Annotated in this window: 9 protein-coding genes; 6 read left to right on the top strand and 3 right to left on the bottom strand. The window is 69.8% G+C overall.

Translation table 11 applies throughout. The annotated features are described in order from the left end of the window. The first annotated feature begins 26 nt into the window (after positions 1 to 26). The 3 genes from OC490_RS20875 to OC490_RS20885 all read left to right on the top strand — a co-directional run bounded on the left by OC490_RS20875 (position 27) and on the right by OC490_RS20885 (position 5,130). Complete coding sequence (locus OC490_RS20875) at positions 27 to 2,210, top strand: MMPL family transporter (RefSeq protein WP_262059478.1); 2,184 nt, start codon at positions 27 to 29, stop codon at positions 2,208 to 2,210. A 116-nt stretch (positions 2,211 to 2,326) separates the two neighbouring features. Beyond that, complete coding sequence (locus OC490_RS20880) at positions 2,327 to 3,484, top strand: MFS transporter (RefSeq protein ID WP_262059479.1); 1,158 nt, start codon at positions 2,327 to 2,329, stop codon at positions 3,482 to 3,484. A 23-nt stretch (positions 3,485 to 3,507) separates the two neighbouring features. Continuing rightward, the gene (locus tag OC490_RS20885; RefSeq protein ID WP_262059480.1) at positions 3,508 to 5,130 is read left to right on the top strand and encodes an FAD-dependent oxidoreductase; all 1,623 of its coding nucleotides are present in this window, start codon (positions 3,508 to 3,510) and stop codon (positions 5,128 to 5,130) included. A 139-nt stretch (positions 5,131 to 5,269) separates the two neighbouring features. Here the strand turns inward: OC490_RS20885 and OC490_RS20890 are convergent, their stop codons facing one another. The 3 genes from OC490_RS20890 to OC490_RS20900 form a co-directional block, all read right to left on the bottom strand. Next, positions 5,270 to 6,388, bottom strand: coding sequence for a LacI family DNA-binding transcriptional regulator (locus OC490_RS20890; RefSeq protein ID WP_262059481.1), 1,119 nt, complete (start codon positions 6,386 to 6,388; stop codon positions 5,270 to 5,272). Between the two features lie 153 nt (positions 6,389 to 6,541). Beyond that, complete coding sequence (locus tag OC490_RS20895; RefSeq protein WP_262059482.1) at positions 6,542 to 9,010, bottom strand: glycoside hydrolase family 2 TIM barrel-domain containing protein; 2,469 nt, start codon at positions 9,008 to 9,010, stop codon at positions 6,542 to 6,544. Between the two features lie 547 nt (positions 9,011 to 9,557). Further along, entirely contained in the window at positions 9,558 to 10,259 is a 702-nt protein-coding gene (locus OC490_RS20900) for a TetR/AcrR family transcriptional regulator (RefSeq protein ID WP_262059483.1), read from the bottom strand. Positions 10,260 to 10,425: 166 nt separating this feature from the next. Here OC490_RS20900 and OC490_RS20905 point away from each other — a divergent pair, with 166 nt between their 5' ends. From OC490_RS20905 to OC490_RS20915, 3 genes are all read left to right on the top strand, one after another. Next, positions 10,426 to 11,127 carry an SDR family NAD(P)-dependent oxidoreductase gene (locus OC490_RS20905; RefSeq protein WP_262059484.1) on the top strand — a complete coding sequence of 234 codons (702 nt, stop codon included), beginning with the start codon at positions 10,426 to 10,428 and terminating at the stop codon, positions 11,125 to 11,127. 467 nt (positions 11,128 to 11,594) lie between these two features. After that, complete coding sequence (locus OC490_RS20910) at positions 11,595 to 11,909, top strand: hypothetical protein (RefSeq protein WP_262059485.1); 315 nt, start codon at positions 11,595 to 11,597, stop codon at positions 11,907 to 11,909. After that, positions 11,906 to 12,179, top strand: a 274-nt coding sequence (locus tag OC490_RS20915) for an SDR family NAD(P)-dependent oxidoreductase (protein WP_262059486.1), incomplete at its 3' end; no start/stop codon positions are given. The genes OC490_RS20910 and OC490_RS20915, both read left to right, overlap by 4 nt.

Genomic DNA, 12,179 nt, shown 5'->3' on the forward strand with positions numbered 1-12,179 from the left:
GCCGACGAAGCCAGGAGGGGGCAGCGATGTTCGAGCGGCTGGGACGGACGATGGTCCGTCGGCGGTGGTGGGTGATCGGTCTTGCCGTGGCCTTCCTGGCGTTCGGCGGCATCTGGGGAACGCGGGTCTTCGGCTCGCTGACCACCGGGGGGTTCGACGACCCGGCCGGCCAGAGCTCGCGCGCGGTCGCACGTGCCGAGGCGACGCTGGGCCGTACCGGCAACGACGTGGTGGTCCTGTACACCAGCCCCGGCAGGACAGTTGACGACCCGGCGTTCCGGCGAGCCGTCACGGAGACGCTCCAAGCGCTCCCGCACGACGTGGTGACCCGGACCGTCACCTACTGGAGCACCGGCAGCCCGGCCCTGGTCAGCCACGACCGGCATGCCACCTACGCGGTGCTGACCCTGGCCGGCGACGACGAGGCGCGGCGCGGCGAAGCACTGGACGTGATCGAGGACGAACTGGCCGCGCCGGGCCTGCGGACCCAGGTCGGCGGCGCCACCACGGTCGACCGCGACATCCGCGAGCGGGTCGCGGCGGACATCGCCTTGGCCGAGACGATCTCCATACCGGTGCTGCTTGTGCTCCTGGTCGTTGTCTTCGGCAGCGTGGCCGCGGCGAGCCTGCCGCTCGCGATCGGCGCTCTGGCCATCCTCGGAGCGTTCACCGCGTTGCGTGGGATGACGTATCTGACCGACGTCTCGGTCTTCTCGGTCAACGTGGTGACGATTCTCGGGCTGGGCCTGGCGATCGACTACGGCCTGTTCATGGTCGGACGGTTCCGGGAGGAGATCGCCCGCGGACTCGGAGTCGAGGACGCCGTCGCCCGCACGATGGCCACCGCCGGTCGTACGGTCGCGGTCTCCGGCGTCACCGTCGCCGTCTCGTTGGCCGGACTGCTGATCTTCCCGATGGCCTTCCTCCGCTCGATGGGCCTCGGTGGTCTGTCCGCGGTCGTGGTGGCGATGGTGGCGGCACTGACCGTGCTGCCCGCCCTGCTCGCCGTCCTGGGCCCCCGGGTCGAGGCACTCTCGGTGCGGCGCCTGATCCGTCGCCCGCCGCCGGCTCTCCCGCGGGACGAGGTCGCGCACGGGTTCTGGTACCGCCTCGCGCACAGCATCATGCGGCGCCCGGTCGTCTATGCGACCGGGGTGCTCGCGGTCCTGCTGTTGGCCGCCGCGCCGTTCCTGCGCGTCGAGTTCGGCGGTATCGACCCGAGGGTGCTGCCGACGGGCACCGAGAGCCGGGTGGTCTCGGAAACCGTCGACCGGGACTTCGTCCGGAACAGCCAGGTGCCCATCGAGGCGATCGTGACCTCGCCGGACCGGGCAGGTCTGGAGCGCTACGTCGACGCGGTCCAGACCGTCGACGGAGTCTCCGGAGCCGAGGTCACGGGTCGGTCCGGTGACGTCGCCCGGGTCACGATCATGTACTCGGGCGACCCCATATCGCCCGATTCGCGCGATCTCGTGAGCCGGATCCGGGCCGTACCGGCACCGCCGGGTGGTGAGGCGCTGGTGGGTGGCCAGACCGCGCAGCTGACGGACCAACTCGACGCCGTGGGCGATCTGTTGCCCTGGATGGCGCTGATCATCGGTGGTGCCGGCTTCGTCCTGCTGTTCCTCGCCTTCGGCTCCGTCGTGCTGCCGATCAAGGCGATCGTGATGAACATCCTGTCACTCGGCGCCTCGTTCGGCGCACTGGTCCTGATCTTCCAGGACGGCCATCTGTCCGGCCTGCTGGACTTCACCTCCACCGGGACCCTGGAGGCGACCCAGCCGATCCTGGTCCTCGCGGTGGTGTTCGGGCTGTCGATGGACTACGAGGTCTTCCTGATGTCCCGGATCCGCGAGGAGTACGACCGGACCGGCGACAACACTGCGGCGGTCGCGGTCGGGCTGCAGCGCAGCGGGCGGATCATCACCAGCGCCGCGGTGCTCATCCTGGTCGTGATCGGGCTGTTCTCCATCTCCGGAATCACGTTCATCAAGCTGATCGGGGTGGCGATGCTCATCGCCGTCCTGGTGGACGCGACGATCGTCCGGGCGCTGCTGGTACCGGCCACCATGCGCCTGCTCGGAGACGCGAACTGGTGGGCGCCGGGGCCCCTGCGGCGCTTCTACGCCCGCCACGGCCTCCGGGAAGGCGACGACCCGCCCTCCGTGCCCGATCTCCGTCCCGCACCGGCCCGTACGCCGTCCAACTGACCCTCCTGCCGAGGAAGAGACGAGGCGAGACGATGCATCAGCGCGCGTACGACGGCCAGTGCACTGCCGAGGAGACGCGGCACACGACCGCGAAGTCGCCCATCAGGAATCCGAAAATGACGTTGTTCGCACTGGCGTTGGGTACCTTCGCGATCGGCGCCGGCGAGTTCGGCAGCAACGGCATCATCCAGCTGTTCGCGTCCGACCTGGGTGTGTCCGTTCCGGTCGCGACCTACGCGATCACCGCGTACGCGTTCGGGGTGATGATCGGCTCTCCGGCGATCACCCTGCTCGCCGCCAGGGTCAACCGGCGCACTTTGCTGCTCGGCCTGATCGGGCTGTTCCTGGCCGGCAACGGGCTTTCCGCCCTGGCGCCGAACATCGTGCTGTTCGTCGTCTTCCGGTTCGTCGCGGGCAGCGTGCAAGGGGCGTTCTTCGGCGCCGGGGCCGTCGTCGCCGCGTACGTGTACGGGCCGGGCAAGGGCGGCAAGGCGTTCGCCACCGTGATGGGAGGACTCACCGTCGCCACCATCGCCGGGTCGCCGCTCGGCACCTTCATCGGCCAGCACGCCGGCTGGCGCGTCATGTACGGGACCGTGGTCGCCGTCGGCCTGGCCGCCGGGGCCGCCCTGATGGCCTGGCTGCCGCGCACCGATGACCTGCGCGGCAGCTCCCTCACCGGCGAACTGGGCGCCCTCCGGCGGCGGGGCGTCTGGCTGATGGTCACCGTCGCGGCGCTCGGCATCTCCAGCATCTTCGCCGTCTACACGTTCATCGGCCCGTTCGTCACCGACGCGGCGCTGCGGGACGCCTCGCTCATCCCGATCGCGCTCGCCGTCTTCGGCCTGGGCATGGCGGTCGGCAACCACGTCGGCGGACGGGTCGCCGACCGGTACGAGAACCGCGGTCTGGTCTTGGGCTACGGCGGTGCTCTGGTGTTCCTGGTGCTGATCGGTGTGTCAGGCGGCAACCTGGTGGTTCTGCTGCCCTGCCTGTTCGGTGTCGGCGCGACCATGATGTTCGCCATCCCCACCATCCAGGTCCGGTTGACCGCCTTCGCACCGGACGCACCGACCTTGATGGGAACGCTCAACCTGGCCGCCCTCAACCTGGCCAACTGTCTCGGCGCGATCGGCGGCGCGGTCGCCCTCGACGCCGGCTGGGGGACCCTGTCCACCGTCTGGGCCGGCTTCGTCCTCACCACCGCCGGCCTGCTCCTGTACGTCATGACCGTCGCCCGGGTGAGGCCGGAGCCCGTTCTCGTTCGCGCCTGAACAGCCCGACTCGGAGGAACCACGTGAACGACGGTGCGGCGCAGCGCGGTCCGGTCCTGGACGACGAGCAATTCCGCCGACTCGCCGAGTACGGCGAGGTGGAGCAAGCCGAGCCCAGCCGGGATCTGTACACGTCCGGCGACGACACCTACGACTTCTTCCTGCTCCGGTCGGCGACCGTGGACATCGTCCGGGACGCGACCACGATCGAGCCGGAGCGTCTGATCTACCGGGGCGGCCCCGGAGACTTCCTCGGCGAGCTGAACCTGCTGACCGGTCAGCACGTCTACCTGACCGCTCGGGTGGTGTCCGCCGGGACGGTCGTCCGCATCCGGGCGGCGATGCTGCGCCGGGCCCTGGCCGAACAGGTCGACATCGCCGACACCCTGATCGAGGCGTTCCGGGAACGGCGCGAGGTGATCCGGGGGGCGGCCGGCAACGCCCTGGAGCTGGTCGGGCGGCCGGACGCCGCGCAGACGCTGGAACTACGCACCTATGTGACGCAGATGCTCCTGCCGAACTCCTGGCTGGACGCGGCCTCGCACCCCGGACGCTCGCTGATGAGCCTGGCGGGGCTCGGCGAGGACGACCTCCCGGCCGCGATGGTCAACGGTTCGCTGCTGAGGCGCGCGACACCCAGCGCCGTTGCCGAGGCGCTCGGTCTCACCTATCGAGCCGACGGACGTCCGGTCGACCTCGTCGTGGTGGGCGCCGGCCCGGCGGGACTGGCTGCCGCCGTGTACGGGGCGTCCGAGGGCCTCGTCACCGTACTGCTGGACCGCGCCGGACTCGGCGGCCAGGCCGCCAAGAGCGCCCGCATCGAGAACTACCTGGGCTTCCCGCACGGAGTCAGCGGCGAAAGCCTGACCCGTCTGGCGATGGTCCAGGCACTCAAGTTCGGCGTACGGATCCACTCACCCTGTGCGGTGGCCGGCCTGGACCACTCCGATGAGCGACGGCCGGCCGTCCTGCTGGAGGACGGCACACGCATTCGGTGCCGCGCGGTGATCGCCGCGACCGGGGCGCACTACCGGCACCTCGGCCTGCCGCAGTGGACGACTTTCGAGAAGTCCGGTTGCGTCCGGTACGCCGCGACCGAGCTGGACGTCCGAGGCTATGAAGACCAGCCGGTGACGGTCGTCGGGGGCGCCAACTCGGCCGGGCAGGCCGCCCTTTCCCTCGCCGCCCGTGGCGCGGCAGTGAATCTGATCGTCCGCGGCGCCGACCTGGGCGCCCGGATGTCGTCCTACCTGACCGACCGGATCCGGGCGCATGCGCGGATACGGGTCCACACCAGCAGTACGATCTGCGAACTGGCAGGAGATGACATCCTCGCGTCGATCGTGGCCGAGAGGTCCGACGGGCGGCGGGACCGGCTGGCCTGCCGTGCCCTGTTCTGCTTCATCGGTGCCGACCCGGTGTCGGGCTGGCTGGACGGAGTGGCCAAGGACCACAACGGCTTCGTCCTCACGGACAGCCGCCTGCCCGCCCCGTCGTTCGGCACAGCCCTGCCGTTCCAGACCAGCGCACCCCGCGTCTTCGCGGTCGGTGACCTCCGTGCGGGCTCGACGAAAAGAGTGGCCACCGCAGTCGGCGACGGCGCCGGCGCAGTCTCCTCCGTCCACGCGGCGCTCGCCGGGGACTGACGCGTCGATCGGCTCGTGGACACCAACGGGCTCGTCAACGGAGCAGCGCACGTCGGCCGTGACGCTCATTTGACGCTCTGACGACTCGCCCGGGGAGCTCAAAAAGGTCCTATGACCTGGCACTTTTCCTGGCCTCGCTCTATGTGACGTGTTTCCGATGACACAACGGGTGGAACTCGTCGGGGAGTTGGGGCTGCCGTGCCGTCCGGGAGGCGAAGGCTGCTTCGTATGGCGCGTCGGAATCCGCCTGTGTCGACTCGCGGGCGATCACCACAGTGTCGGCCGTGCTGTCTCGTGAGGGAAGCGGGCGGCCGTCGGCCTCGTGGAGGGCGAAGGCGGCGAAGTGGCGGCCGAGGCTGACGATGTCGATCCGTACGGTGGAGATCGAGGGGATGAACATGGCAGCCAGCGGCGTGTCGTCGTGGCCGATCACCGCGAGCTCGTCGGGGACGGACACACCCGCCCGGACCGCCGCGCCCACCACGGCCGCCGCGCTGTCGTCGTTGTAGGCGGCGACACCGGTGATGCCCTCGGCGCGCCAACGGCGGACCGCCTCGCGGGCGGAGCCGTCCCGGTGGTCCACCGGGCGGATGTCGATCGGATCGAGGCCGAGCCGGGCGGCGGTCTGCCGGGCTGTGTGCACGCGGCTGTCGAGCAGGGACGTGTGGGGGTCGGCGGGGGCGGCAAAGGCGATCCGGCGGTGGCCCTGTTCGTAAAGGTGCTCGATCTGCAGGGCTGTTCCCGTGGTGAGGGCGGGCCAGTCGTCCAGCGTCATCGGCCGCTCGGGGGCGGGGACGATCCTGGTGACCCCGCAGGCCCGCATCGAGGCCAGCTCGTCGGCGTCGAAGGAGCTGAATCCGAGGACGACGTCCGGGGTGAGCAGTTCCCACAGGGGACGCGCCCGGCCTGCGGCGTAGCGCGTACAGGTGACCAGGGAATAGCCTGCCTCGTCCAGCGCGAGCGCGGCCTCGTCGAGGTGCTGTTGCATGGTGAGACCGGCCGCCCAGTCCGGCAGGACGAACAGGATCACCTTGCTGCTGCCGCGCCGCAGCGTCTGTGCCGCGCGGTGCGGGCGGTAACCCATGCGAGCCGCCTCGGAGAGCACCCGTCGACGGGTGCTCTCCGGGATCGTCTGCCCCGGGGTGTCGTTCAGAACGAACCCCACGGTCGCCCGCGAGAGCCCCAGGGACTGAGCCACGTCCGCCGCCGTGACCCGCTTCCGTCCCGTCGCACCCACAGTGCCTCTCTTCTCACTCACGAGTCGCCTGTCGCGCGCCCTGTTTCCTCGTCAAGGGTACTTGCACGTGCTATCCAGGGGTGATCACAGTGGCTGAGGACGAGGGTCTTCCCGGGGCTCCTGAGGAGGCCGGCGCCCGCGCCGAGCGAGACGACGGGGGCGGAAGTTCGTCCGCTACTCGACGGTGACCAGGACTTCGACCGGGTCGCACTCGGGTGCCGAGGCGAGGAGGCGGATCTTGCCGGGGCCGGTCGGGCGGAGGACGGCCAGGGCGCGGCCCTCGTAGGTACGGCGTTCCGTGGCGTCGAAGCGTTCCTCGGAGACCGGATCGGCGCTGCCGAAGCCCAACAGGACGCCCGCGCCGGAGACTTCGAGGCGCACCGGGCGGTCGGCTCCGGTGTGGAGGGTGCCGTCCGGGTCGGTCAGGGTGAGGGAGACGTACGCGAGGTCGCCGCCGTCCGCCGCGACGACCGGGCGGTCGGCCTCGGCGCGCAGCCCTACCGGGCCGGTCGCGGTGCGCAAGGTGTGGCGGCCGGTCTCGGAGCCGTCGCGGTAGGCGATCGCGAGGAGTTCGCCGGGCTCGTACGACGTGTCGAACTCGGTGCGGAAGCGCTGGTCCTCGCCCACCGGTCGCCGCCCCAACGAGTCCCCGTTGGCGAGGAGTTCGACCTCGTCGGCGTCGCCGTAGACCTCGATCGTGACCGGTTCGCCCTCGAAGCCCGGCCAGGTCCAGGTGGCGACGGTGTCGCTCCACGCCCACGGCGTTCCCGCCCACGACCTGCCGTGGTGCTCGGGCCGCCGGACCGCGATGTAGGGCTGGGTGCGCAGGCCGAAGACGATCTCGCGGTAGTAGGAGGCGGGGCGGCGGTGGCCGGTGATGTCGAGATCGCCGCAGCCCGCGACCAGGTAGGGGTAGGGCGCGGTGTGCGAGGGGCGCCCGGCGCCCGGGGTGAGGTACTGCGGGCGGCCGATGCCGACCTCGCCGAGGTAGTCCCAGCCGGTCCAGGTGAAGTCCCCGATGACGTGGCCGTGTTGCTCGACCAGACGCCAGTTGCCGTCGATGCGGGTGGGGAAGGTCTCGGTGCCGAGGATGATCCGGTTGGGGAACAGGTCGCGGTCCAGGGCGTAGCGGGCCTCGGCGTAGTTCATGCCGGCGACGTCGAGCACGGCGAAGGACTCGGTCGTCTTCTCGGTGACGAGGCCGGAGGCGCTGATCGCGTTCATCATGTCTCCCGCGTCGGCCATGAGGGTGTTGATGCCCTTGTCCTCACCCTCACCCTCGTCCTCGCCTGCCTCGGCCGCCTTCGCCTGTGACTGCCGCAGTTTCCCGAGTTCGGACAGGACGGCGAGCATGCCGTTGACGGCGTTGGTGACATAGCGTGTGGGGTCCAACGACCGTACCTTCTCGGCGAGTTCGCGCCCTCGTACGGCGCCGGCGGGTGTGCCGGTCTCGGGGATCTCGTTGCCGATCGAGTACATGATGACGCTGGGGTGGTTGACGTCCTTGGCGACCATCGCCTCGATGTCGCGCTCCCACCACTCGGGGAAGTGCAGGCTGTAGTCGAACTCGCTCTTGCCGGACGTCCACACGTCGAAGGATTCGTCCACGACGAGCATGCCGAGGCGGTCGCACGCGTCCAACATCGCCTTGCTCATGGGGTGATGGGACATGCGGAGCGCGTTGAACCCGGCGTCCTTGAGGAGGTGGACCCGCCGCTCTTCGGCGCGGGCGAAGGTGGCGGCGCCCAGAACTCCGTTGTCGTGGTGGACACATGCGCCGCGCAGCTTGACCGTCTCGCCGTTGATCCGCAGCCCGTGCTCGGGGTCGAGGCTCAGCGACCGGATGCCGAAGGTGACGGTCTCGCTGTCCAGGTCCTTCAGGGCGACGGTGGCGGTGTACAGGGTGGGCGAGGCAGGGCTCCACGGCAACGGGGCGCGGACGTACAGGCGTTGGCGTACGGTCGCGGGTTGGCCCGGCAGGACGGTGACCTTCGAGAGGTCGCTCGCGACGACGCTCCCGCCGCTGTCGTGGATCTCGGTGACGACATCGACCGTACGGATCGCGATCGAGTCGTTCTCGACCCGCGTCGCGATCTCGACCACCGCCCGTTCCCCGTCGATGTCCGGGGTGGTGACCCGGACGCCGTCGGGCGCGATCCGCACCACCTCGCCGACGAGCATCCACGTGTCGCGGTAGATGCCCGCGCCGCTGTACCAGCGGGAGTCGCGGTGGGTGCGGGCCTCGACGCGGATCTCGTTCTCCCCGTCCTCGCCGAAGCGCAGGAAACGGTCGGCGTCGATGTGGAAGTGCGAGTAGCCGTAGGGCCGTTGCCCGGCGTAGTCCCCGTTGACGAACACGACGGCATCGCGGTAGATGCCTTCGAACTCGAACAGGATCCGCTTGCCCCGCTGCTCCTCCGGCACGAAGAACGTCTTGCGGTACTCGTACGTCCCGCCGGGGAAGTACGCGCCGGCGCCACCCTCCATCGTGACCTCGCCGCCGGGCGCGGAGCGCTCCCGCTCGATCATCGCGTCGTGCGGCAGCGTCACCGGTCTGAACGGCACCTTCGTACCGGACAGTTCGGCGAAGGGATTGACCTTGGGCCGGGTCTGCCAGCCGTCGTTGAAGGACGAGCGAATCATGTCGTCTCCGTGAGTCGCGGGGAGTTCACTGCGGTTCGGCTCCATGCCGGCGGGGCCGGTTCGGTGCGGTGGCCGTGGGGTGGATGACGGGAGGGCGGGCGAGCGCTGGGACGGCGCCGGTTACGTCGAGCCGCTCCACCTCCGGCGCCGGCAGTACGAGGAGCGCTCTGGCCACGGAGAACACGGGCACCAGCCAGAACCCGTTGGCGACCCCGGAACCGGATACGGGTGAGCGGCATGCGAGCAGCTCTCCGGACGTGTCCGACGGTCGTTTCCGCTCGTCGATCATCTGCAACTTGCACGTGCTAGTTACGCTACCAGAGGCCCGCGATCCGGCCGGAGGCTTCCGTCCCGGCGGTCTCGTCGGCGCCTCGACGCGAGCTGGGCCGACGCGTGGGGGACCACGGTGACGTCGGCCTCGACATCCCAGGGCGGCACGGGTGATCCGGCGATGCTTGCCGGCCGACTCCACCTGTGAGCCCGTGGGGCGTCTATCGCCCTCCCCTGGTTGGTGGAGGGCCGGTAGTTGGTGGCGGGGGCTGGAAGGTCAGCTGTTCGGGTCGGGCTTCCGCGCGACGGTGTCGCCTGCGGGCAGGGCGCGGAGCATGGCCCTGTAGAGGTCGTCGTGCGCGGGCGAGGCGGGAAGGGGGGCCCGGGCCGGGGCCTCGAAGGACTGGATCATCAGGGCTACGACGCGCCGCCAGGCGTCGGGAGCGGCGTCCCCGCAGGCGTTGACGACGCCGAGGTTGGCCATGTGCAGCAGCACCAGGTCCGAAGGGTCGAAGTCCTCGCGCAGTCGGCCCGTGGCCTTGGCGCGGCCGATGAGTTCCACCATGCCCTCGTACGCCTCGTTCCGGCGCTTCTCCATGGCCTTGGCGGTGGGGAAGGTCATCGTCAGGACGTCGGCGAAGCCGTTGTCGGCGGCCTGCATCGCACAGGCGGCCTTGATGTAGCCGGTGAAACCGTGCCAGGGGTCGGGGTCTTCGAGGGCGGTGGCGACCGCGTCGGCGTAGGCGTCCATGCGGTCGGAGAAGACGGCTGCGACCAGCGCTTCCTTTGTGGGGAAGTGACGGAAGACAGTGGCGATCCCGACACCTGTCTCGCGGGCCACGGAAGCCATGGAGGCGCCCAGGCCGTCGCGTCCGAACACGGTGCGCGCGGTGGCGAGGATCCGCCCCCGGTTGCGCTCGACGTCACTGCGCACAGGCTGGGCGGCGGGGGCGTCGGAGTGTCGGTCGCCGGGGTTCATGGGAGCAGTCTAGCAATCGGAAAGCCCTATCCATTTCCTGTGCTACGGTGGTTGGAGTGAACCGGAAAGGGCTATCCGGATCTTGAAACGGATAGCCCACTCCGTATCTCTCCGCCGCATCAGCGCCGCTCATGTCTTCTCGACGGCGTTCTACGAAAGGATCGCTGTGACCAGCATCGCCATTGTCGGAGCCGGCCCCCAGCTGGGCCTGGCCATCGCCCGTACCTTCGGCTCCCAGGGTTACGACGTCGCCCTGGTCTCCCGCAACCGTGCCAAGCTCGATGATCTCGTCGCCACCCTCACCGCCGAGGGCATCACCGCCGCCGCGTTTCCTGCGGACGTACTCGACCGAGACGCCCTCACCCAGGCACTCAAGGACGCCGCCGCGCAGTTCGGCGGGATCGACGTCCTGGAGTACTCCCCGGTGGGCACGTTCGGCATCACCACGCTGACCACTCCGGCTGGGACCGAACCGTCCCATGTGGAGTTCGAGCTGAACTTCCAGCTGTACGGGGCGATCGCCGCCACCAGGGCAGTACTTCCCGCGATGCGCGAGGCCGGCGCGGGCACCCTGCTCTACACCACCGGCGCCGGCTCCATCTGGCCCGACCCGCGGGTCGCCAACGTCAACGCCGCCGCGGCGGCGCTGCGCAACTGGGTGATGAACCTGCACAAGGAACTGCTCGGCACCGGCATCCAGGCAGCCCACGTCGGTATCGACTCCTCGATCGGCGTCTCCGTCATCCCTGGCGTGGAGGCGGCCCGGCCCGAGCAGATCTCACCGATGTACTGGGAGCTGCACACCACCAAGCGGGACGAGGACGAGCTCGTCTTCAAGCTCGACGACAAGAGCTTCCCGCGCGGCTGACACCGCACCAGTGCCCTCGACGAACCCTGACCGCGCCGCGGCCTGCCACGCCGCGGCGCGATCCCGGAAAAGAGGGCCTCCGTTCTGCGGGCCTCCGTTCTGACTGATGAACGTGCTCCTGTCGTTGGTGCAGAGCCTGCCGGCCGTGGCCCTCGCGGCCTCCGGTGTCCTCAAGACCCACTGGTTCCGTGAGCAGCTCAGCTCACGGTTGCCATGGGTGAGCGATGTCCCGGCCGCGGTGGTGCGCCCGATCGACCTGGCCGCGTTCACCCCATCCCTCGGGCAGCGCCTTCAACGCGGCCCTGCTCGTCCCCGAGGCCATCGTCAGCTGAGGCCGCTTTGGACCCCACACCTGCCGACCCGCCCACCACGGAGCGCTGGTCGGCGCAGCCCCATGAGACGCCGGCGCCGTATCCGCGTATCCGCGTATCCGCATTCGGCTCTTCCCTACGCGCAAGGAAACAGAAATGACCACAGCCACCGACCCGTCAGACATCGACTCGCTGCCGTTCGACCCCCACTCGGCACGTCTCGTCGAGGCGTTCAGAGACGCTCTGGTCCGCATGCGTGACGGAGAGGACCTGACCGCCGAGGACCTCGACACGGCAGCCGATCTACTGCTGACAGTGCAGGCGGCCAACGGCGACTCACTGGCAGCCGAAGTCATGCCGCTGTTCAGGCAGGTGTTCCAGAGTGCCGAAACCGGAAGCCACCGGCCGGCGTCGGCGACATCACCGAGTCACCCGACATACTCCGACCCCTTCCACAAAGGATGGCTGTGACCAGCATCGCCATTGTCGGAGCCGGCCCTCAGCTGGGTCTGGCCATCGCCCGTACCTTCGGCTCCCAGGGTTACGACGTCGCCCTGGTCTCCCGTAACCGTGCCAGGCTCGATGATCTCGTCGCCACCCTCACCGCCGAGGGCATCACCGCCGCCGGGTTCCCTGCGGACGTACTCGACCGAGACGCCCTCACCCAGGCACTCAAGGACGCCGCCGCGCAGTTCGGCGGGATCGACGTCCTGGAGTACTCCCCGGTGGGCACGTTCGGCA

It is taken from the genome of Streptomyces sp. STR69 (assembly GCF_024519455.1).
Classification (GTDB): domain Bacteria; phylum Actinomycetota; class Actinomycetes; order Streptomycetales; family Streptomycetaceae; genus Streptomyces.